The following is a 21,283-nucleotide window of genomic DNA, read 5'->3' as shown; positions in this document are numbered from 1 at the left end:
CTCTTCTTTACCACCAGGCTTCGACCTGAACACCAAAGTTCCAGGTATTATTGGCGGTATTATCATCAAAAGATTTGCCATTTTCTGAATCATTCAGATAAGAAGCAAATACGCGCAGTTCAGGACGGGACATAAAGTCGCGACCATCCGCCAGACCCAGCGCAATGGTATATTTCTCACCGGCCTGTTTGTAATGCGAGCCATCGGTGTAGGTATCTTTCTGGTAGAAACCACCCACTTCGCCAATCAGACGCACGTAATCAGTAAACTGGTACTGAGCGCGGCCCACCAGAGAGACCATGCGTGATTTGTCGGTGTAATCGGTGGTGTCGTCGGCTGAACCGTAAGTCAGCACGTGGTTAAAGGAGAACTTATCGGTAATAGGGATAAGGCCAGTGTTGATCACACGGTAGCCGGTCGCGTCATTGACGTTATGCCACATGTCGTACCAACCGCCGCCCTGCGAGACCATATTCTGCGCCAGGCCCTTGTTAGCGTACTGGAGGACCAGCTTGTTGTAGCCGCCGAGCATATCCTGGCTGATTTCGCCGGTCACCATCACGCCGTTATCCGCTTCGTACAGGCCGCCGTACTCTTTTTGCTTGTCTGTCGGGTTAGGCATGGCGTAATCGACGCCAAACTCGGTCCATGCGCCTGTCCAGGGTTTCCAGCCTGCGTAGCGCAGGTCAATGTAGTTGATGTTGACATCGTTGTCGCCATCCACGCGGTAGTCGACATCGTTGGCATCACCACGGATCCAGGCGACAGAGACCGCACCCGGTCCTACGCTGAAGTTTTCGATACCCGCACCAGAACCTGAGATGTTCCAGTATTTGGTGTCAATGATGTGCAGGTCATGGCGCTGGTAGTAACGTTTACCGCCCCAGATAACCGCATTCGGGTCGCCAGGGATCAGGCCTTTGATTTGCAGATTTAACTGGCGCAGGCCAAATTCGGCGTCATCGCCAAAGGTCGTCTCGCTGTCGTTAGAGCCATCTGAGACCATGCTGACCATCGTATCGAGATAGAAACTGACTTCGTCTTTTTTGTAGACTTCAGAACCCAGTTCCAGCTCACCATAGGTATCCGATTCGTTACCCAGACGACCCAGTTTATTTTTTTGCCACTCCTGCATCCCGCCATCTCCGGAGACGCCGACGCCTGAGCGCAGGTAGCCATGGAAGTCGATAGGGACGGATGAAGCAGCCAGTAAAGACGGTGAAGTCAGCGCAGCGGCTAACGCAATGGTAAGTGTGCGTAGCGTAGTGTTCATATCATTCCTCTTATAGTTTTGTATTACGTTCACATAAACGATGTCATAAAATGCCTAAATGTAAAAACAGGCAAACTAACGATTGCGATTGTGTGATTAACTGCAAATAAATCAGTCTTTTTTGTTACGAAAAGAGAATGTGTTCACGATGTCATGTAATGTGAGCGTGATACTTAAATATCGATTTTTAGGGTGAAGGAGGCGGAGTGAGCGTTTTTTTACATGGCCCCTGTTACAATTGGTGCATAACAACATAAGGAACCGGACCATGAAGCCTAAAAGCGCGACTTTAGAAGACGTTGCCCGCCATGCGGGTGTCTCCTATCAAACCGTGTCCAGGGTACTCAATAAATCTGCCAATGTATCTAAAGCCACACGTCTCAAGGTTGAGAAGTCAATTGAGTTACTACGCTATGTGCCTAACCGCCTCGCTCAGCAGCTGGTGGGTAAGCAAAGTCAGACTATCGGGTTAGTGACCACATCACTGGCGTTACATGCGCCATCTCAGGTGGCGGCGGCGGTAAAACGTTATGCGAACCTGGATGGCTATCAGGTGTTGATCTCGATGATCGATGAGAACGTCAATCATGATATCCAGTCCGCTATCAATGAGCTGAAGTCTCAACTGGTGGATAAGATGATCATTAACGTGCCCCTGGAGACTGACAGGGCGCAGAAAATCGCCACCGATAACGATGATATCGTCTGTCTGTTTCTCGATGTCGATCCATACAGCTCGGTGTTTAACGTTTCGTTTAACCCGGCAGATGGCACCCGTGCCAGCGTCAAGCATCTCTATGACCTGGGGCATCGGGAAATCACCTTGCTGGCAGGGCCAGAGCACTCCGTTTCTGCAAATCTGCGTCTGAAAAGCTGGATTGAAACCCTCAACGGCTACAGCCTGAAACCGGCAATGGTGTTTCACGGTAACTGGGATGCGCAAAGTGGTTATGCCGGGGCGCTGAAGATGCTGCGTGAAACCCCTAATTTTACCGCCGTACTGGTGGGGAACGATCAGATGGCGTTGGGGGCATTAAGCGCATTTCACCAGCATCACATCGCTATTCCTGGGGAGAAATCGGTGATTGGCTATGATGACACCTACGAGAGTTCGTTTTTCCATCCGGCACTGACGACCGTATCGCTGGATCTGGATTTACAGGGCAAGGAGGCGGTACGCCGACTGCTCGACAGCGGCCATAGCGATACAGCTCGCACCTCCTCAGTACTGCCTGCACGATTGATTGTGCGTCACTCCACCGGGCCATTGCAGGATAAAGAGACCAACCTGCAGGCTCTGGCCGAGCAGCTACAGGCCATTGCGCATCAGATGATGAAGTAGCCACGCAGAGGGGATTTTATACCCTGAATAATTCAGGCCGCATCGCGGCGGCAAACGAAGACATCCCCATGAGCATATAGCCTGAATAGTTCGAGTTGCAGGACAAAATGCGCGGATGTTTTTGAACAGCCTGAGGCTGCCTCTGGTGAGGGACATGGATGTCCCTCATAAATCATCCTGGAGCTGACTGCAGTAAGTGGCTGGGGTAAGCAAATATAGCTAACGCACATGCAACCTGAAATATGACAGGTATATCCCCCCGGCAAGCGGGCGGGTTAATGTCGCCAGAATGTTAGCAATATCCTGGCGATTGGTTACATTATCCGGATGCTGTAATAAAATAATCATCCTCATTGCTGTACTCACATGGCAATACGGTCGGGCATGCCTGGCCTGTGACTTATAATTACGGGTGTTCATCAAAATAAAATCACATAAGAAACAATTAGTTGATTAATTAAAAATGTGTATGTTTTTTGTGTTGATATTTATTGGATGAATTTGATTAGGGTAATTTCTTCTTTTTTATTTCTTATGGCTACTACTTTCGTAGAGGGGAATAAATTCTGAATTATGGCAGGAGATTTAATGGGCAAATTAAATTTCATTTGAAAAATATCTTTTAATATCAATGTATTAATTGAGGGTGTCGGGAATTATACCCGAAAGATATAACTTTATTTGGTAGTATAGCCAAAAGAAATGAATTGAATTCTTATTAATGCTACGTAATCATACCGACAAGTTAGCCTTTCATCTAAACCATTTCACATATCAATTGGTTTAACTTTTATTGAAGTGTCAGCGAATATACTTGCTGAAAATATATGATAGTAATATGCCTAACTTAAAATAAACGATTCTTGTTTTGACGACATGCAAACAGGGATAGCTTTAAAAAGTTCACCGACAAAACTGATTATATCTGTCTGGTGCGGCTTTAATTGAAATATCATAATAACCTCATGGAGGAAAACCTTATGCGTATCAATAAAAAATCAGCTGTCGCGGCGTTTTTCGGTGGTGCTTTAGCGCTGCTTCCCGCACTTTCTTATGCTGATGCAACTGTTGATGGGGGTACGATCACCTTTACGGGCAAAGTCATTACCACCGCTTGCGCCCTTTCAAGCAGTTCTACCACCCAGTCTATAGATATGGGGGAGGTAGGTTCACTCAACCTGGCCGAAGCAGGCACCACGCTTTCGACTGGTAAAGACTTTACCATCGAGCTAACAGACTGCGACCCTGAGGTCTATGATCAAGTGAAAGTTACCTTTAGCGGGGAAGGCGATATTACCGATCCGACATCGCTTGCAACAAGCCTGAACAACCTGGCAATCCGTATTTTTGATTCCCAGGGAACTCAGGTAAATCTGGGAGAACCCAGCAGTGCAACAACCCTGAACAGCGGTAACAATACTCTGAAATTTAACGCCAAATTCCATACTCCTTTAGGCGGTGTCAGCGCTGGTGATGTCAACGCAGTCGCTACTTATACACTAACCTATTCCTGATTGATGTGAAGGGCCGGGAGCATTCAGTTCCCGTCCTTCTCTAATTAGAGGTAATAAATCATGTCTGTTTCACGTGTGCTGATTGTAGTCACGGCGCTGCTTTTGCCATTTATGGCAAACGCAGGAGGTGTTGGTCTGGGGGCTACCCGGCTGGTTTATCCGGCAGGGGGAAAGCAGGTCTCGCTGGACGTTCGTAACACCCATGAGACGGCACCGTTTCTAATCCAGTCCTGGCTGGATAATGCCAACAATGTGAAAACGGCTGATTTTGTTGTGGTACCACCGCTTTCGGTGTTACGCCCGAAAGGAGAGAACACGCTGCGTATTATGTTCGTTGGACGGGGACTGCCTCAGGATCGGGAAACGCTTTACTGGATGACGGTAAAAGCGATTCCCCAGTCGGCACCCGCTGAGAAAAATACGTTACAGATGGCGGCAGCCAGTCGGATTAAAGTTTTTTATCGTCCTGCCAACCTGCCGGTTTCACCCGCAGATGCATGGAAACGCCTTACAGGCACGTTCCAGGCTGGTAAAGTTACGCTGAATAATCCCACTCCTTATTATATTACCCTTTCATCATTGAAAGTTGATGGCAAAAAAATCACGCCAATGATGATATCACCAAAGAGTAATGTCACGCTGACGGGAACGTTTTCAGCAGCCAGAAGTTTTGAGTATCAAACCGTTAATGATTTTGGCGCATGGACATCAGCCATGGTAGTCAATATCAAATAATAATGCGTTACTCAACTAACGGCCGTAATTATTCTATGGGCGCATATTCTTTTTTTCAAAAAAAACATTAGCGTTGATGCTTTTCTTCGTTGCAGGTCCTGGATTTGCGGAGGAGCCATTTGCGTTTAATCCAATGTTTCTTTCCGGAAAAAATGGCAATGTGGCCGATTTGTCGTGGTTAGACAAAGGGGCGGAAATTCCTCCAGGAAAGTACAATACGACGATTTTTATTAACGATAGCTATATTGGCAATTCGAATGTAAATTTTGTTATCGGGGTAATAGAAGGTAATCAGCAATTGTTGCCCTGCTTTAGTGCTGAAGAATTAGATAGCCTGGGTATTGACCTGACTAAGGCTCCGAAAGTTGCGCTGCAAAAAGATTGCCTGGTGCTGGAGGAATTGTATCAAGAGCATGGTGTTAAAAGAGATTTTGATGCCGGAAAAATGGTGCTGAAATATACTCTGCCGCAGATGCTGATGCTCAACCGCCCGCGTGGCTATATTAGCCCCTCTCTCTGGGAAAGCGGGATTAATGCCGCGTTTCTTAGCTACAGTATGACCGGTTCTCGCGGTGAATACCGTAGTGAGAATACCATCAAAAATAGCAATTCGTTCATCGGACTGAACAGCGGGATCAACCTTGCTTCATGGCGCTTTCGCGATCATTCTACCTGGAGCTGGACGAACAGTCAGGGTGGAGAGTGGTCACATGTGAGTTCCGCGCTGCAGCGTGATATTGTCCCGCTTCGGGCCCAGTTAACGCTCGGGGAAACCTGGAGTTCATCGGCGATTTTCGACTCGGCCGGCGTGCGGGGCGTTCAACTGGATTCCAGCGAAAATATGCTCCCGAACAGCCTTCGCGGCTATGCACCGGAGGTGCGGGGTATTGCGCGCACTAACGCGACGGTACGTTTGCGCCAAAATGGCAACGTCATTTATCAGACCAGCGTGACCCCAGGGGCCTTTGTTATCAACGATCTCTATCCCACTTCATCTGGTGGGGATCTGGAGGTGACGATTGAAGAGAATGATGGCCAGATTACGCGCTATATCGTGCCTTTCGCCAGCGTACCGAACCTGGTCAGGGAAGGGCAGGCTAAATATTCGCTTAGTGCGGGTAAGTTTCGTGGTGGATACAATCAATCTTCGCCATTTTTCCTGCAGGGGAGCCTTTTTTACGGCTGGCGCTATGGCCTTACCTTTTATAGCGGTGTGCAGTACGCCGATAATTACCGCTCTTTTGCCGCTGGCATTGGTCAGAACCTTGGTTTAATTGGCGCCTATTCGCTGGATTCCATTTATGCCAACAGCACGCTTGTCGACGATAAAACTTATAGCGGTAATTCTATTCGTTTCCGCTATGCCAAAACGCTTAATACGTCAGGCACTACGCTTAATTTTTACTCCTCACGTTATACATCACGTGGTTTTTATACCCTTGCAGATACCTCTTATCGCTATATGCAAGGTGGGGAGAACAACATATCACTGGATGAAAACGGTCAGATTCAGAATGACTTCAGCAGCTATTACAATCTGAGATATGCACGCAAAGAGCAAAACCAATTGACGCTGTCACAACGCCTGGGTAGCTATGGCTCAATGTCGATTTCCTACAATCAACAGCGCTATTGGGATACTCCAAAAACCAATAACAATTTACAGCTCTCGTACAGCGCCAGCTGGCAAAATATCGCCTGGAATCTTGCATGGCAGCACAACAGAAATATGTGGTCAACGTACAATGACAATGTGTTTTCCCTGTCATTATCGATGCCGCTGGACAAGCTGTTAGCAGGATCGAGAGTACGCTATAGCATGACTAACAGCCGGGAAAGCGGCACCTCGCACGTTGCGGGCGTTAATGGTTATGTGCCTGGTTTTGATAATTTTACTTATGCGTTCAACGCCCGCGAGAGCTCCAGCAATAGTAGCCAGCGCGGCGCCGATGTGTCTGCGCAATATCTGGGTCGCAGGGGAAACTACAACGCCGGTTACAGCTACACTAATAATTCCCGCTATTACAATGTCGGAGTCAATGGCGGTGTGGTATTGCACCGTGATGGTATTACCTTCAGTCAGTCTTTGGGCGACACCAACATTCTGGTTAAGGCACCAAACGCTGCCAACGTAAAAATCACTAACCAGACCGGCATTTATACTGATTCCCGTGGCTATGCGGTTATTCCTTATGCCTCGCCTTACCGGGAAAACCGTGTGAACCTTGATGTGACAACGCTGGGAGAGAACGTGGAACTACCAACGTCAATTGTCAGCAAAGTTCCGTCGGAGGGTGCGATGGTTCGGGCGACCCTTGAAACGCAGATTGGTTACAAGGCCATCTTTACGCTCAAGCGAGCCGGAGTTGCACTGCCCTTTGGTACCCCGGTCACCCTGAGCGGGAATAAAACGGCTGGTGGTATCGTGGGGGAAAGTGGAATGACCTGGATTTCAGGTTTGCCGTCGAGCGGTACTTTACTTGCCAGTTGGGGCAGCGGGCCGGATCAACGTTGCGTGGCGCAGTTCAGTTTGCAAAAAGAGAGCTATAACCCTGATATCAATCTCTATAATCAGGAGCTGAGATGCGAGTAAGCAAGACAAAAACCGTTTTGTTAATGATATTGGCTTTTGTCGGTTGCCGGGTGCCGACGGCAAGCAGTTATGACGTGCTGCTCAACGTGACGGGGTTTATCAGTGGAAACACCTGCACGGTTGCCATGGCCTCACAGAATATCAGCGTTTCGCTGGGGAATGTTGGCAATCGTCAGTTTCTTATGGTGGGCGAGGCCAGCCCGGCAAAAACGCCGTTTATTATTCGTCTGGAAAACTGTGGCCCAACGTTTGAAGGGGCAAAAATTACCTTCAGTGGAGTGGAAGACTCCAGTTCTCCTCAGTTTCTGAAAATTGACGATGGTGGCGCTACCGGCGTGGCGGTGGAAATTCTGGATAGCGAAAGCCAGTCGATCCCACTGAACAGGGCCTCTTCGGCCTTTGGCGCTGCTGGTCAGGAAAACGTCGATATTCTGTTCTATGCGCGCTTAGTTGCCACTTCGACACCGGTTACCTCGGGTGACGTGAATGCCCTGGCAACCTACACCGTTGAATATATATAACCATCGTCTGGCTCAGTATTTTTAGCGACTATTCATAAGGTAAAAGCGCGATGAAATCCTGCATCCTTTTTCTGCTGTTATGTGTGGCTACAGTGTCGGTCAGGCCTGCTCTGGCGCTTGAGTGGAAAGCTGATATTGTGCTGTCGCCTGCCCCGATCGCTTATTCCGGCCCGGCAGATTCGGTGACTGGTGGCAACCTTATCGGCACCAACTGGAGTACCACAGAAACAGTTAATGAGGTGTTCTGGTGCGGTTGGTTACTTGCCGCCTGTAGTAAAGGAACGATGGAACCCAGCAGCGCAGCGGTGCCGAGCGGGCAAACGGTGGTAATGGATGGCGTAACTTACTATGTTTTTGAAAGCGGAGTGCCGGGCATTGGCTATATTCTGGGATTAAAAGATACTGGCGCCAGCACCTGGCTTCCGTTGCAGACACAGCTCACCCAGACCTTTCCGGCCAGTGGCTCCGGCATTGCTAACAGTCTGGGATGGTCAGCGAAGGTGACCTTCGTCAAAACCGGCGTGCCTATGCAAGCGGGTACCTATACTACGCCCCTGCTCAATATCGCCACACTGCATGCTATGACTGGCAGCGATGACGCACCAACGGCAACAGCAACGGCCAGCGTAATCATCAACCCCACGACCATAGAGGTGATCGCCACCGGTTGTACTATCAGTATGCCGGTGATGGATATTAATCTGGGTACGGTGGATATGCATACTCTGGCCAGTGTTAATAGCACCTCACCACTGGAAACGTTCTATGTCAATTTGCAGTGTGATGCCAATATTTCACTAAACGCAGTATTAACCGATCAGACGGACCAGAGTAATACCAGCGATATTGTTTCTCTGACACCGACTTCCACCGCCAGCGGCGTTGGCGTCCAGTTTTTCTATGCCGGAAGCGGACCGTTATCCTTGGGGCCGGACAGTTCACTTAGTGGAACCATCAACCAGTTCTATATCACCGCCACCACCTCTTCGGCGGAATCGCTAACATTGCCTTTCCAGGTGCGCTATATCCGAACCGGCGAAATTACGCCAGGTTCTGCCAATGCGCTGGCCAGTTTGACCTTCTCTTATCAGTAGCAAAGAAAGTGTTAAGGACGCTTTCTACTCTGTAGCGTGACGCAACCTCTGTAGGGTTGGTTAGTTGCGGCTGCCCAAATCATGGTCCTCTTTTGCGCCACGGATAAGTCGTGTCAGCTCGTCGCAGCGAGCGATGCGTTGTGCGCAAAGGGTAAAACGGGCCATTACTTCGATTTCGCTTTGTTGCCCATCGTGTTTTATTACGTAGACATGGTGATGGGTGAAGACGGTATTCGCCTCTTCGGCAATGGCCAGTATGGTTACCGTTATACTTTTAGTCAGTGATTTTAGCAGCGCCATATGTTTGACGAATCCACGGTAATCCAGAAGGTTACCGTCAGCGCACTGCTGATAATCGGGGGTGAAGTAGCGGGCAATCCGGGTTTCATCGTGTTGGGGGTCGGCGACAATGTCCTGTAAGGCATTAATAACCTGCTGGCTCTGCTGTTTCATCATAGCTCCATCAAAAGTGTTTTGTGAGAAGCAAGCTTACGGCACTGCGCGGAGGGTATATTATCCGTAGATGGACAATATTTACGGATAATCCGCCAGTAAGATGCACATTGAATCCTTTACCTATGAGCGGGGGCATCAAACGCCCTGGCACCAGCATCAGACGGGCCAGCTTTACTGGCTCACGCGTGGCGTGTTGCTGGTGGAAATGACGGAGGTTCAGTGGACAGTCATGCCCGGCACGCTGGGCTGGTTTCCTGGCGGCTGCCACCATCGGGCGCATGTTCCCGCCAGGCTTCAGGGAAAAAGTGTTTATCCAGGCAGCGAGTCTGCTGCTCTTTTTCCCTCCCGGCCTGCTATTTACAGCGCCAGTCTCTTCACTCAGTCATTGCTCGAACGTCTGTGCTCCCGCCCGCAGTCCACTTTCCCAGCCGAATACCAGCAGAGTCTGCTCAGGGTGCTGAGTGCTGAAATGGCGTCTATGCCGCCGCTGCCACTCCAGATGCCGTTGCCCGTGGATCGCCGGGCGCGCAACATTGCTGATGAACTGCTGGCGCATCCCGACTGTTTGCTGGATCAGACGGCGCTCGGGCAGCGCTGGGGGGTCAGTGTTCGTACCCTCAGTCGATTGTTCCGCCAGCAAACCGGCCTGAGTTTTAGCCAGTGGCGACAGCAGGCGAAGGTTGTCGCCTCATTACAATGGGTGCTGGCAGGGTTGCCGGTCAGTGAAATAGCCGCACGGAGCGGTTACAGCAACATCAGTGCTTATATTGAGGTTTTTCGGTCTCGTTTTGGCGTGACGCCGGGGCAGTTTCAGATGCGAAGCGTTCAGGATTTACAGCGTTAACAATGTGATGATGCTTGTTGGACGGGCACGCGAAAACGTATTTGAACTCAGTGATATGTTACATCATTAAAGGAATACCACTCGCCGGTCAGAAAGAAATACACCTCTGAAATGACCCGACGGGTGTAGTAAATCACCACGCCTTCTTCACCTCTGACAAAGGCTTCAATATTCTCTCCCTTTTCGTCGCTTGTCGGGGCGTCTCTTAGCGAAAAGCCACATTCATAGAGCGCGGGCAGCGCCTCTTCTTTGGTAAATCCTAATAAACAAAAAGCTAATGATTCGTTAGTCATATTCAGTGCCTGTACCCGGGATCCGTTCTGATCTGCGATTAATTGCCCTTGTCGGGTTAATTCGCGAGAAACAGACGCCAGGCTCACATTCATGTAATTGTCGAAAATCTTGTATCTATAATAGACACAAATAATATCCACCCCGGAAGACTAAGGCAAGATATTTGATAGAAGTCTCATTTTTAAAACACTACAGAAAGATTATCATTTGCCTTTGTCTTGCAATAAGTAACAGAAAAGTGTCTTTTCACGATGACTTTGCTGACGAGAAATAACCAATGTTAGAAAATGTTGCGCACATATTAATGACAATTGCGTGTTTTGTTAAGCACTGATCGGATGAGATAACAAAATAGTGTTCGAACGGCTGCTGATAACCCCTGGCCCACTGTTTTAACCGTTTACAAGATAGCCTGCCGGCATTACTATTTTGCACTGCGATGACAATATGCCTGTCGCAAATTATTGATTTTATTTGACTCGGGGTGCCCTTCTTCGTGAAGGCTGAGAAATACCCGTATTACCTGATCTGGATAATGCCAGCGTAGGGAAGTCAGATGCCTGCTAGGCATCCCTTCTTCGCAGCCTGGCAGGAGCAAATTTATGCAACCTGACCTGCTTCATCGCGCGCACGTCGCGCCAGTCCTTCACCAGTTTCGCCGCCGTTCCCCGCTTGTTCACTGTATGACCAATGATGTGGTGCAGACCTTCACCGCCAATGTGCTGCTGGCGCTCGGAGCCTCGCCGGCAATGGTTATTGACGCTGAGGAAGCGCAGCAATTCTCCACCTTTGCGGATGCCCTGCTGATTAACGTCGGCACACTGACCCGTGAACGCGCGCTGGCAATGACGGCGGCAGTACATAGCGCGCATGACGCCGGTACGCCCTGGACCTTGGATCCCGTCGCCGTTGGGGCGCTCACCTTCCGCACACAGTTCTGCCGGGATCTGCTTCGTCTGCAGCCTGCGGCGATACGGGGCAACGCCTCGGAAATTATGGCCCTTGCAGGAACCAGTGCGGGTGGACGAGGTGTGGACACCACCGATAGCGCCAGTGCCGCACTCCCGGCGGCGGCGTCGCTGTCGCAGCAAAGTGGGGCCATCGTGGCGGTTAGCGGCGAGGTGGATTACATCACCGACGGCCAGCGTACGCTGATGGTGACCGGTGGCGACCCGTTAATGACCAGAGTGGTGGGGACAGGCTGTGCGCTCTCAGCGGTGGTGGCGGCCTGTTGCGCTCTACCCGGCGACAGGCTTTATAACGTCGCCGCCGGCTGTGCGTTTATGGCCCAGGCGGGAAGTCTGGCGATGACCAGTTGCCGGGGACCGGGCAGCTTTGTGCCAGAGTTCCTTGATGCCCTGTACACCCTCGGCGGGGAGGAGCAGGTATGAATCGTATCAATGCGCTTACTATTGCCGGCACGGACCCCAGCGGCGGGGCGGGGATCCAGGCGGATCTTAAAACCTTTTCCGCACTTGGCGCTTATGGCTGCTCGGTTATCACTGCCCTGGTGGCGCAAAACACCCGTGGCGTCCAGTCGGTGTATCGGATTGAGCCGGACTTTGTTGCCGCCCAGCTCGATTCCGTCTTCAGCGACGTGCGTATTGATACCACCAAAATCGGCATGCTGGCACAGACCGATATCGTGGAGGCGGTCGCGGAGCGGCTGCGCCGTTATCAGGTACAAAATGTGGTGCTGGATACCGTGATGCTGGCAAAAAGCGGTGACCCGCTGTTATCTCCTTCTGCGGTGGCGGCGCTGCGTGAACATCTGTTGCCGCAGGTATCGCTGATAACCCCAAACCTGCCGGAAGCCGCCGCACTGCTGGATGCTCCCCATGCCCGCAATGAGCGCGAGATGCGCGAACAGGGCCAGGCGCTGCTGGCGCTGGGTTGCGAAGCGGTGCTTATCAAAGGCGGTCACCTGGATGATAACGAAAGTCCCGACTGGCTCTTTACCCGTGAGGGCGCGACCCGTTTCACCGCCCCGCGTGTCGTGACCAAAAATACCCACGGTACCGGTTGTACTCTGTCGGCAGCCCTGGCGGCACTGCGTCCGCGGCATCAAAACTGGAACACGACCGTTGAGGAGGCAAAAAGCTGGCTTGGCGCGGCGCTCGTTCAGGCAGACAGCCTTGAGGTCGGCCAGGGCATTGGCCCGGTACACCATTTTCATCAGTGGTGGTAATGGTAGTATACTGGCCGCTGACTCCCGGCCAGGAAAAGACTAATGGAACAAGCGCATACCCGGCTTATAGCGCAACTTAATGAGCGGATCGCAGCGGCAGATAATACGCCGCTGTATATCAAGTTTGCCGAAACGGTGAAAAATGCCGTGCGCAGTGGCGGTCTTGAACATGGCAACATTTTGCCCGGCGAGCGTGACCTGAGTCAGCTGACCGGTGTCTCACGCATTACGGTGCGTAAAGCGATGCAGGCGCTTGAGGAAGAGGGCGTTGTGACCCGCGCAAGAGGCTACGGGACGCAGATCAACAATATCTTCGAGTACTCGTTAAAAGAGGCGCGGGGATTTTCTCAGCAGGTCGTACTACGCGGTAAAAAGCCCGATACGTTGTGGGTTAACAAGAGGGTGGTGAAGTGTCCGCAGGAGGTGGCTCAGCAGCTGGCGATTGCCGCTGACAGCGATGTCTTTCTGCTTAAGCGGATTCGCTATGTTGACGAAGATGCTGTCTCAATTGAAGAGTCCTGGGTGCCCGCCCATCTGATTCATGACGCTGATGCGATTGGTATTTCGCTGTATGACTATTTCCGTAGCCAGAACATCTTCCCGCAGCGGACCCGCTCCCGCGTCAGTGCCCGCATGCCGGATGCTGAGTTTCAGTCGCACATCCGGATGGACAGTTCGGTGCCGGTGCTGGTGATCAAGCAGATTGCCCTCGATCAACAGCAGCGACCCATTGAGTACAGCATCAGTTATTGCCGAAGCGACCTATACGTCTTTGTGTGCGAGGAGTAGCGCCTCAATTGTGGGGGCACAATCGCCCCCGCGATGTCCTACCACCCAGGAGGCCACCGCATTACCTAACAGCACGGCGTCCGCCAGCGACCAGCCCGACGCCAGTCCTGCCAGCATTCCGCCCGCGTGGCTATCTCCTGCACCGATCGTATCCACCACATGGGTGGAGAAGACATTCACCTGCCCTGAGGCTGACGCGCTAAAAAACCACGCGCCGTCTTTATCATGGCGTACCACCAGCGGCGAGGCAAAATGGTCAACCCATTGCGCGCCGAAGGCTTCCACGTCCGGATTAAATTCAAAGCGTTCTGCGGCGATTTCGGCTTCCTGGCGATTAAGTGACACCAGCGGGCGGCAGGCCATGATCCTTGTCATCAATGCGGGGGGGATGTCGCCAATTCGCGGACCAAAATCGACGAAGGGGGTGACCTCCTCCAGTCCTTCCAGCCAGCTGACCAGTTGTTCTGCGCAGGGTGAGGCGAGCTGGTAGCCAGAAAAGTAGATATAGCTCCCGCGCGGCACGCTTAACTGCGCCAGCCAGTCGGCATTCCATTGATTTTCTACGCCACTGAAGGACATGAAGGTGCGTTCGCCATCCGGCTCTACCAGCGCCAGACACCAGCCGTTATCGCCATCGGCGTTTTCAATAAGGCTGTGCAGGCCTTCTTTTGCCATGCGAGTGCGGATTATATCGGCCCAGACGCCCTGACCGAGCGGAAGGGCATTGCTGGCTTCAATGCCCAGGCGTTTGAGTGCGACAGCAATATTCAGGGCACATCCGCCCACGTTAACCCCTTGCTGTTTAAGCTCAATATCGCAGCCGCGCCAGGGCAGGGCATAGGCATCAGCAATCACGTCGATGACCGCTGCTCCCACCAGGGTAACGGGGCAGTGGGTCGCTAATGTCGGCAACAGTTCATGCAAGCGCGCGCTGCTCATAATCCCTCCCGCTGTTCACGATAACCTGCCAGCGCTGTAGCATAGCGCATGAAATCGAGTTGGTTGACCGCATCCAGTTCTGCTTTCAGCCCGGCGTCAATCGCGTCGACGCCGTTAAGAGCGCCGCAGATTGCCGTGGCCATTGCGCCGATGGTATCGGTGTCGCCGCCGAGGTTGGCGCAAAGGATCGCACAGCGGTTTGGATCCGTTTGCGCCAGTTCAACCATGGCAACCGCGCAGGCGACTGATTCGAGCGTGCTGGTTCCCGCTCCCACGATCTGATAGAGCTGCTCGCTGGCGGATTCCACACCGTTGGCCTCACGCACAATTTTCAACGCCATTTCGATACGTGCCGAGAGGGAGGCGCTAAAGGTGGTGATGCGTTTTTGCTGGGCGTAAAGGGCAATGGCGGGGAGAGACTCCACAATATTGGCCCATTTGTCGCCGTCAATAGCCCGGGAGATTGCCCAGGCTACTACCACCGCGCCCGCAATCGCCAGATCCGATTTATGCGTAGGGCTGGATGCCAGCGCGACATCATCGATAAAGGCATCCAGATTTCTCGCCGGTAGCAGGCAGCCCAGCGGCGAGGCGCGCATCGCTGCTCCATTGGTGACGCCGTTGTTTTCAAGTTCGGCGACCGGTTTTCCGTCCCGGATGGCATTCAGGGCGATTTTTGAGGTCGGGCCGAGGACGTTTTTGTTGAAGGCGTCAAACTGCAACGCCCATTCAAGAATGTTACGACCAATTAGATCCGGATCGATCTGACCGTTGCGCGCTAAAAGTGCATCGGCCAGACAGAGCGCCATTGAGGTATCATCGGTAAATTCCGCGCGGTCAAAATAGCAGGCCGCATTGTTCTCTTTTGGGCCAGACTGAAAGCGGTCAATCCAGCCAAAATGCGCTTTGACGCGTGTTCTTGGCCACAGTTCTGACGGCATGCCCATCGCATCCCCTAATGCCTGCCCGTAAAGAGCACCGAGAATACGTTCTGCTTTCATTTTACTTCCCCTTGTGTCAGCGCAATATCGCGTTCGTCGACCTTAATCGCAGTGATTTCTTTATCCGACTCGCGAAAGAAAATTATAAAAAACACGGCAATCACGGCGATCATCACTGCCCCGAAAGTCCACATACCTGCCCAGTTGAACGTCAAACCATTAACCGGTTCTTTTAAGGCAAACATTTTTTCCATCATGACGGCGCCCAGGCGGTAACCAAGCAGGCTGCCAAATCCCTGGCAACACAGCGTGATAAGTCCCTGTGCGGCAGTGCGCATATGTACAGGAGCTTTCTTGTCGACATAGATGTAAGCCGTTACGTAGTAGAAGTCGTAGCTCACTCCATGAAGCAAAATGCCGAGGAACAGCAGGGCGTAAGTGAAATATTGCTCCGCTCCACCGTAGACAAAGAAACCGTAACGGATCGCCGCCGTGATAAGACCAAGTAATAATACCTTTTTAATACCAAAGCGCTTAGTGAAAAAGGGTAAGGCCAGCATAAAGAAGATTTCAGAGAACTGCCCAAGGGTCATCCAGCCGGTGGCATTTTTCATCCCGACTTCAGTGAGATAACCGTTGGCGAAGATGTAGTAAAAGGCCAGCGGCATCGCAAACAGGAAAGAACAGAAGAAGAAAACGAGGAAGTTTTTGTCACGCAGCAGGATTAGTGCATCCAGCCCAAGCATGACTTTGATATCCATCCTGCCGGTACTTTTCGGCGGTGTGTCCGGTAACAAGAGAGCAAAGATGCCGAGTACCGCTGAACTGCCTGCGGTGATCAGCAAAGGCACGTTGGTTGGCGAAATATCGTTATAACCGAGCATTTGCGGCAGGAAACCGCAGGCCAGACCGGATGCAATCCAGCCTATGGTTCCCATCACGCGGATGCGCGGGAAATCACGTTCGACATCCGGCACGTTCGCAAAAGCAATGCTATTGGTGAGGGCGATGGTAGGCATATAGGTCAGAGAGTAGGCCAGCAGTAACGGAAAGAAACCGGCAAAGGTCGTCTGCTGAGCGGCGAAGTACATCAGAACCGCACCGGCAAACATTAAGACGGCGAGCACTTTTTGTGCCGGGAAAAAACGGTCTGTCAGCGAACCCACCAGGATAGGCGACAGAATCGCCGCGATGGCGGTACAGGCGTAAGACCAGCCGATTTCCCCTGCGCTAAAGCCGCTTTTGCTCAGCCATAACCACAGTGGGACAAACCAGGCTCCCCAGATAAACCACTCAACAAACATCATGAACGACAGCTTGGCTGTTGTTTTCATCTTTAAATCCTTCATGACAGGTAAGGTACGCTCGAATGGTATCACTCAATAATACCTTTGAAATACCTTTGCGGTGAGATTATGAACATCTTCACACTTTTGTTTACATGAATCGAGCCAGCTGATAGTGCTGAAAACCTGTAAAAATCAGGCTTAGTCGGCGCCATCTGGCTTTCTGGCCTCTTCTCGCGAGGCTTAAGGCTTAAGGGGCATAAAGATGAGACGGATATTGCGCAGTTACCTTGCAAAGAAGGTGGACCCGCTCTGGCTGCCGGGGAGGATTAAGTCACCCGGCAGATGATGGATAACAACCGACCGCCTGCGGCGCGGCATTTGTCGAGGGGCCGCATTAGCGTAGCAGCGGGCAGTCCGGGGGCAGGCGGCATTTCAGCGCATCAGGCAGGATCTGAATATTAAATTTCTGCCCTTTCAGCGGCTCGCCATCAAGATTAAAGGTGATGTCATGGGGGGCGCTGATTTCAAACCAGGCTGATTGACCGTCAATAATATGCGGATTGTTATCCGGCTGGGTGAGGGTGGTGAACAGCGCGGGCAGGAGTTCATCCCCGGTGAAGATGCGCAGTTCCAGTTGTCCGTCGTTGATCAGCGCCTGCGGGCAGAGTTGTTGACCGCCGCCCGCCTGACGTCCGTTACCAATACCAATGACCAGCGCATCGCCCTGCCAGTGAAAACTCTCGCCCCGGATTTCACAGCTGTCTGCTTTGATGGTGTCCATACGCATCAGTCCGTGCAGAAGATAGGAGACGCCCCCCAACGCGGCCTTCAGTTTTTCCGGCGTTTCGCTGGTGATGCGGGTACCAAAACCGCCCGTCGCCATATTGATAAAGCAGGTCTGGTTATTAACCTCGACGATATCAATGGGCACGGCTTTGCCGACAATGGCCAGTTGCAGGGCGTTACTCAGCTTTTCGGGGATCCCGGCGCTGGTGGCAAAGTCATTGGCGGTGCCCAGTGGCAAAATGCCCAGTGCGGGGATGTTCCCGCCATGGCTGCGGACCAGCGCGGTGGCAACTTCATTAATGGTGCCGTCGCCGCCTGCGGCAATCACCGTATCCACACCGGCCTGCACGGCCTCGGCGACATAGCGCACGGCATCACCCTTCTCCCAGGTCACACGGACCTGAATATCCATACCTTCACTGCGCAACAACATAATGGCCTGACGTAGCTCGTCATCACCTGCGCTTTTCCCGTTGAGGATCAAGAAACTACCTGGAATATTACTCATCCTGCCTGCCTTATCAGTGCAACCTAAGGAAAGTGTATCTCAGGAGAGGGAAGTGTGCCTGATGGATGAAAAAAGAGGGGAAATAAAAAATCAGCCTGCGTAAGGGAGATTACGCAGGCTAAGGAGGTGGTTCCTGGTACAGCTAGCATTTATGGGTTATGTTTTTCAGCGAAAAGGATAATACCCATATTGAACGCAGCGGTATGTGATCCGATTCTAAGATTCTTCTGCTGGTAAAAAATAACGGCAGTTAATTACTTAGCGTGCGGATCGCGCGAGGTCTGTCCAGTAAAGTTGCGCATTAATAACGCATATTCCAGCTGTAGATCATGCGGAACCGGGAACCAGACGGTATGACCATCGCCCGGCGCCACGCCAACGGCTTCACCTTTCCCGTTTTCCATATGCTCAAGGGTGAAATTGATATTGCCCTGCGGGGTCATCAGTTCGAGGCTGTCGCCCTGGGTGAATTTGTTTTTCACTCTCACCGCGGCCAGTTCGCCTTTACGCTCACCGGTAAATTCCCCGACGAACTGCTGGCGCTCGGAAACAGAGTAGCCGTATTCGTAGTTCTGGTAGTCATCGTGGGTGTGACGACGCAGGAACCCCTCGGTATAACCACGGTGAGCCAGCCCTTCCAGGGTTTCGAGTAGCGCCGGGTCAAAGGGTTTTCCGGCGGCGGCATCGTCGATAGCTTTACGGTAGACCTGAGCGGTACGGGCGCAGTAATAGAAGGATTTGGTGCGGCCTTCGATTTTCAGCGAGTGCACGCCCATTTGAGTCAGACGCTCAACGTGGGCAATGGCGCGTAGATCTTTCGAATTCATGATGTAGGTACCATACTCATCTTCGAATGCGGTCATGTACTCGCCCGGACGCTGGGCCTCTTCAAGCATAAAGACTTTGTCGGTTGGCGCGCCGATGCCCAGGGTGGGTTCAATGGTTTGCACCGGGATAGGCTCGTGAACATGCACGATGTTACCCACATCGTCCTGCTTACCTTCCTGCACCTTGTATTCCCAACGGCAGGCGTTGGTGCAGGTTCCCTGGTTAGGATCGCGTTTGTTGATATAGCCGGAAAGCAGGCAGCGGCCGGAATAGGCCATGCACAGGGCGCCGTGGACAAAAATCTCGATCTCCATATCCGGCACCTGAGTGCGGATTTCGGCGATTTCATCCAGCGACAGTTCGCGTGAGAGGATAACCCGGGTCAGACCCATCTGTTTCCAGAACTTCACCGTTGCCCAGTTTACGGCGTTTGCCTGTACCGAAAGATGAATGTCCATTTGCGGGAAGTTTTCGCGTACCAGCATGATAAGACCAGGATCAGACATGATCAGCGCATCCGGCCCCATATCTACCACCGGCTGTAAATCGCGAATAAACGTTTTCAGCTTGGCATTGTGCGGCGCGATGTTAACAACCACATAGAATTTCTTGCCAAGTGTATGGGCTTCATTGATGCCCTTCTGCAAGTTCTCGTGGTTGAATTCGTTATTGCGCACTCGCAGTGAATAACGTGGCTGGCCCGCGTAAACGGCGTCCGCGCCATAAGCGAAAGCGTAACGCATATTTTTCAGCGTTCCCGCCGGGGAGAGGAGTTCCGGTTTAAACATGATGTTCTCGTTCTGATGACAGGTCAGATCCACCTCACCAGGTGAGGCGGCAGGGGAGATCCCTTAAATTTAGGGCGGGAATTGTAGCGCTGCGTGCCGGGGGAGTAAACCACCGTTTATTGACTCTTCTTGCTGAGCCGCTTCAGGGCAAATATCCTCTGAGTCGCTGATGAAACGCCGGTACCTGTGGCAGCAGCAGCGTCAGGCTCTCGCGCTGGCGAGCCGAGGGCGCAATACCCGCCTGGTTAAAGCGGCTTATCCACAGCTGTAGCTGTTCATCACGTTCGCTTTCTGCAAGTAAGGCATGGTTGCGCAACAGCAGAATAAGCCAGTCCCACTTGTTCAACTGATGCAGCAGACGCCAGTAAATAAAACGGTGCGACGCGGTGGCGGGGGTGTCCAGCAGTTGCTGAATATCCGCAGAAGTCAGCTTCAGCGTTGTGTGTTTTAAAAGACGTAACGCTGCCAGGGCAAGGGCCAGCGAGGGATGCGCGAGGGTCTCTGTCACCCGTTCTCTGGCGCCGTCGCCTTCCAGCTCCAGCAGAATATGCAGCGCCGCATTGCGGATAGCGGGCGCCTGAAGTGTGTATCCCCACTGCGCCAGAGCGAGCAGACCTGGGTGGCGTATCTCTTTTAGTCCGTATAGCGCACTCCGACGCTGGGTCGGGGTGTAATCATCCGAACAGACAACCTGCTGCCAGAATGCGCTGGCATCCACTACCTTTTCCAGCATCCGGCGGGTGCGTTGTTGAATAAGCGTATTTTTATCCAGCAGCAGTGGCTGGTACAGCTCTACGGGGGGACGTTGCCCGTGCTCATCGAGGTACAGAAGAACCGCCCGGCGAATGCGTGCCCAGGGATCCTGGAGCAGACGCAGGATTAACCCCGGCGAAAGCAGTCGGTTTTTCGCTAACCAGTATTCGACGGCGATGGCCCGCAGGTTACTGTCCCGGTTTGCGAGCACGTTGAGCAGGGCGTTTTCGTCATCGAGCCGATCCTGCTCAATAAGGGTACGTAGCGCCGCGTCCCGAAGCGAACGTTCCAAAGAGTGCAATGCCCGTTGCAGGCCGGGTAAATCCTCATCCACCAGATAGCGCAAAATCTGGCTGACAAAAGCATGGTGGTCATAACGCTTGCAGGTAAGCAGCTTGCGGATCTGCGGCAAGTGGGCAATAAACGCCGGTGTGCTGGCGGGCATCAGCCACGCGATAACCGTCGCAGCGGCCAAATGATGGACGGGTTTGACCCAGTCATTCACGGCGACAAGCAAAGCGTCCAGCGCAGAGATATCCTCAGCGCCAGTCAGCGCGTGCAGGGCTTTTTCCCGCACATAGCCATTATGGTGGCGGGTTAGCAGACACAGGGTCTCAACAGAGTATTTTCCATCCGGTCCGGGCCTCAGTTCAGGCTGCCAGGGGCTGTCCAGCAGGGTGAGAATTTGCCGGTGGGTGAGCGTTTCGGCGTCGGGTACGGGTTTCGCCTTCCGGCTCAGCCATCGCGACAGAAAAGTATTATTTTTCACTGGAGTCCGTGTGTTATCTGTTGATGTCAGCCGGGTGAT

The 21,283-nt window shown here is 52.3% G+C and carries 19 protein-coding genes and 1 riboswitch; of the genes, 10 read left to right on the top strand and 9 right to left on the bottom strand.

Features of this window, described 5'->3' with window-relative positions:
* Positions 1-7: 7 nt before the first annotated feature.
* Positions 8-1,273 (bottom strand): maltoporin, encoded by a 1,266-nt coding sequence (locus tag ACSZO4_RS03785; RefSeq protein ID WP_437887520.1) that lies wholly within the window; start codon positions 1,271-1,273, stop codon positions 8-10.
* 268 nt (positions 1,274-1,541) lie between these two features.
* Here ACSZO4_RS03785 and ACSZO4_RS03780 point away from each other — a divergent pair, with 268 nt between their 5' ends.
* From ACSZO4_RS03780 to ACSZO4_RS03755, 6 genes are all read left to right on the top strand, one after another.
* Entirely contained in the window at positions 1,542-2,615 is a 1,074-nt protein-coding gene (locus tag ACSZO4_RS03780; protein WP_437887519.1) for a LacI family DNA-binding transcriptional regulator, read from the top strand.
* 980 nt (positions 2,616-3,595) lie between these two features.
* Positions 3,596-4,129, top strand: coding sequence for a fimbrial protein (locus tag ACSZO4_RS03775; RefSeq protein WP_437887518.1), 534 nt, complete (start codon positions 3,596-3,598; stop codon positions 4,127-4,129).
* A gap of 60 nt (positions 4,130-4,189) precedes the next feature.
* Positions 4,190-4,864, top strand: coding sequence for a fimbria/pilus periplasmic chaperone (locus tag ACSZO4_RS03770; RefSeq protein WP_437887517.1), 675 nt, complete (start codon positions 4,190-4,192; stop codon positions 4,862-4,864).
* Between the two features lie 76 nt (positions 4,865-4,940).
* Entirely contained in the window at positions 4,941-7,457 is a 2,517-nt protein-coding gene (locus tag ACSZO4_RS03765) for a fimbria/pilus outer membrane usher protein (protein ID WP_437887516.1), read from the top strand.
* Positions 7,448-7,978: a fimbrial protein gene (locus ACSZO4_RS03760; RefSeq protein WP_437887515.1), complete on the top strand. Its 531-nt coding sequence runs from the start codon at positions 7,448-7,450 to the stop codon at positions 7,976-7,978. Before ACSZO4_RS03765 ends, ACSZO4_RS03760 begins: the two co-directional genes overlap by 10 nt.
* 50 nt (positions 7,979-8,028) lie before the next feature.
* A complete protein-coding gene (locus ACSZO4_RS03755; protein ID WP_437887514.1) occupies positions 8,029-9,072 on the top strand; it encodes a fimbrial protein in 1,044 nt (347 codons plus the stop codon).
* Positions 9,073-9,132: 60 nt separating this feature from the next.
* On the opposite strand, the gene ACSZO4_RS03750 is transcribed toward ACSZO4_RS03755, so the two are convergent.
* A complete protein-coding gene (locus ACSZO4_RS03750) occupies positions 9,133-9,528 on the bottom strand; it encodes a nuclear transport factor 2 family protein (RefSeq protein ID WP_437887513.1) in 396 nt (131 codons plus the stop codon).
* Positions 9,529-9,628: 100 nt separating this feature from the next.
* Between ACSZO4_RS03750 and ACSZO4_RS03745 the strand changes: the two genes are divergently transcribed.
* Entirely contained in the window at positions 9,629-10,372 is a 744-nt protein-coding gene (locus ACSZO4_RS03745; protein WP_437887512.1) for an AraC family transcriptional regulator, read from the top strand.
* A gap of 47 nt (positions 10,373-10,419) precedes the next feature.
* Here ACSZO4_RS03745 and ACSZO4_RS03740 read toward each other — a convergent pair whose 3' ends face one another.
* A complete protein-coding gene (locus tag ACSZO4_RS03740; protein ID WP_437887511.1) occupies positions 10,420-10,665 on the bottom strand; it encodes a hypothetical protein in 246 nt (81 codons plus the stop codon).
* Positions 10,666-11,136: 471 nt separating this feature from the next.
* Positions 11,137-11,233, top strand: a riboswitch (TPP riboswitch).
* A gap of 35 nt (positions 11,234-11,268) precedes the next feature.
* Here ACSZO4_RS03740 and thiM point away from each other — a divergent pair.
* Genes thiM through ACSZO4_RS03725 form a run of 3 tightly spaced genes read left to right on the top strand, consistent with a single transcriptional unit; the run spans position 11,269 to position 13,643 of the window.
* Positions 11,269-12,057: a hydroxyethylthiazole kinase gene (thiM, locus tag ACSZO4_RS03735; RefSeq protein WP_437887510.1), complete on the top strand. Its 789-nt coding sequence runs from the start codon at positions 11,269-11,271 to the stop codon at positions 12,055-12,057.
* Positions 12,054-12,854, top strand: a complete 801-nt coding sequence (gene thiD / locus ACSZO4_RS03730; protein WP_437887509.1) for a bifunctional hydroxymethylpyrimidine kinase/phosphomethylpyrimidine kinase — start codon at positions 12,054-12,056, stop codon at positions 12,852-12,854. Before thiM ends, thiD begins: the two co-directional genes overlap by 4 nt.
* Positions 12,855-12,896: 42 nt before the next feature.
* Complete coding sequence (locus ACSZO4_RS03725) at positions 12,897-13,643, top strand: GntR family transcriptional regulator (RefSeq protein WP_437887508.1); 747 nt, start codon at positions 12,897-12,899, stop codon at positions 13,641-13,643.
* Here ACSZO4_RS03725 and ACSZO4_RS03720 read toward each other — a convergent pair.
* The 6 genes from ACSZO4_RS03720 to ACSZO4_RS03695 all read right to left on the bottom strand — a co-directional run bounded on the left by ACSZO4_RS03720 (position 13,617) and on the right by ACSZO4_RS03695 (position 21,244).
* Positions 13,617-14,582, bottom strand: coding sequence for a PfkB family carbohydrate kinase (locus ACSZO4_RS03720; protein ID WP_437887507.1), 966 nt, complete (start codon positions 14,580-14,582; stop codon positions 13,617-13,619). The genes ACSZO4_RS03725 and ACSZO4_RS03720 overlap by 27 nt on opposite strands.
* Positions 14,579-15,583, bottom strand: coding sequence for an ADP-ribosylglycohydrolase family protein (locus ACSZO4_RS03715; protein WP_437887506.1), 1,005 nt, complete (start codon positions 15,581-15,583; stop codon positions 14,579-14,581). The genes ACSZO4_RS03720 and ACSZO4_RS03715 overlap by 4 nt, the downstream gene beginning before the upstream one ends.
* Positions 15,580-16,857, bottom strand: a complete 1,278-nt coding sequence (locus ACSZO4_RS03710; protein WP_437887505.1) for a nucleoside permease — start codon at positions 16,855-16,857, stop codon at positions 15,580-15,582. The genes ACSZO4_RS03715 and ACSZO4_RS03710 overlap by 4 nt, the downstream gene beginning before the upstream one ends.
* A gap of 349 nt (positions 16,858-17,206) precedes the next feature.
* The gene (gene yegS / locus ACSZO4_RS03705; RefSeq protein ID WP_437887504.1) at positions 17,207-18,106 is read right to left on the bottom strand and encodes a lipid kinase YegS; all 900 of its coding nucleotides are present in this window, start codon (positions 18,104-18,106) and stop codon (positions 17,207-17,209) included.
* A gap of 254 nt (positions 18,107-18,360) precedes the next feature.
* Complete coding sequence (gene trhP / locus ACSZO4_RS03700) at positions 18,361-19,722, bottom strand: prephenate-dependent tRNA uridine(34) hydroxylase TrhP (protein WP_437887503.1); 1,362 nt, start codon at positions 19,720-19,722, stop codon at positions 18,361-18,363.
* Between the two features lie 142 nt (positions 19,723-19,864).
* Entirely contained in the window at positions 19,865-21,244 is a 1,380-nt protein-coding gene (locus ACSZO4_RS03695; RefSeq protein ID WP_437887502.1) for a HEAT repeat domain-containing protein, read from the bottom strand.
* Between the last annotated feature and the right edge of the window lie 39 nt (positions 21,245-21,283).

Source organism: Phytobacter sp. V91, assembly GCF_965644225.1.
Classification (GTDB): domain Bacteria; phylum Pseudomonadota; class Gammaproteobacteria; order Enterobacterales; family Enterobacteriaceae; genus CBFFRJ01.
The sequence above is the reverse complement of the archived record's forward strand: the minus strand, read 5'-3'. Positions and strand labels throughout refer to the sequence as shown.

Bases quoted from the DNA above. Each gene is read 5' to 3' on its own strand.
- ACSZO4_RS03710 (WP_437887505.1), bottom strand. From the start codon at position 16,857: ATGAAAACAACAGCCAAGCTGTCGTTCATGATGTTTGTTGAGTGGTTT.
- ACSZO4_RS03745 (WP_437887512.1), top strand. From the start codon at position 9,629: ATGCACATTGAATCCTTTACCTATGAGCGGGGGCATCAAACGCCCTGG.
- ACSZO4_RS03725 (WP_437887508.1), top strand. From the start codon at position 12,897: ATGGAACAAGCGCATACCCGGCTTATAGCGCAACTTAATGAGCGGATC.
- ACSZO4_RS03720 (WP_437887507.1), bottom strand. From the start codon at position 14,582: ATGAGCAGCGCGCGCTTGCATGAACTGTTGCCGACATTAGCGACCCAC.
- trhP (WP_437887503.1), bottom strand. From the start codon at position 19,722: ATGTTTAAACCGGAACTCCTCTCCCCGGCGGGAACGCTGAAAAATATG.
- ACSZO4_RS03785 (WP_437887520.1), bottom strand. From the start codon at position 1,273: ATGAACACTACGCTACGCACACTTACCATTGCGTTAGCCGCTGCGCTG.
- ACSZO4_RS03775 (WP_437887518.1), top strand. From the start codon at position 3,596: ATGCGTATCAATAAAAAATCAGCTGTCGCGGCGTTTTTCGGTGGTGCT.
- ACSZO4_RS03770 (WP_437887517.1), top strand. From the start codon at position 4,190: ATGTCTGTTTCACGTGTGCTGATTGTAGTCACGGCGCTGCTTTTGCCA.
- yegS (WP_437887504.1), bottom strand. From the start codon at position 18,106: ATGAGTAATATTCCAGGTAGTTTCTTGATCCTCAACGGGAAAAGCGCA.
- ACSZO4_RS03740 (WP_437887511.1), bottom strand. From the start codon at position 10,665: ATGACTAACGAATCATTAGCTTTTTGTTTATTAGGATTTACCAAAGAA.
- ACSZO4_RS03755 (WP_437887514.1), top strand. From the start codon at position 8,029: ATGAAATCCTGCATCCTTTTTCTGCTGTTATGTGTGGCTACAGTGTCG.
- ACSZO4_RS03715 (WP_437887506.1), bottom strand. From the start codon at position 15,583: ATGAAAGCAGAACGTATTCTCGGTGCTCTTTACGGGCAGGCATTAGGG.
- ACSZO4_RS03780 (WP_437887519.1), top strand. From the start codon at position 1,542: ATGAAGCCTAAAAGCGCGACTTTAGAAGACGTTGCCCGCCATGCGGGT.
- ACSZO4_RS03760 (WP_437887515.1), top strand. From the start codon at position 7,448: ATGCGAGTAAGCAAGACAAAAACCGTTTTGTTAATGATATTGGCTTTT.
- thiD (WP_437887509.1), top strand. From the start codon at position 12,054: ATGAATCGTATCAATGCGCTTACTATTGCCGGCACGGACCCCAGCGGC.
- ACSZO4_RS03750 (WP_437887513.1), bottom strand. From the start codon at position 9,528: ATGATGAAACAGCAGAGCCAGCAGGTTATTAATGCCTTACAGGACATT.
- thiM (WP_437887510.1), top strand. From the start codon at position 11,269: ATGCAACCTGACCTGCTTCATCGCGCGCACGTCGCGCCAGTCCTTCAC.
- ACSZO4_RS03765 (WP_437887516.1), top strand. From the start codon at position 4,941: ATGCTTTTCTTCGTTGCAGGTCCTGGATTTGCGGAGGAGCCATTTGCG.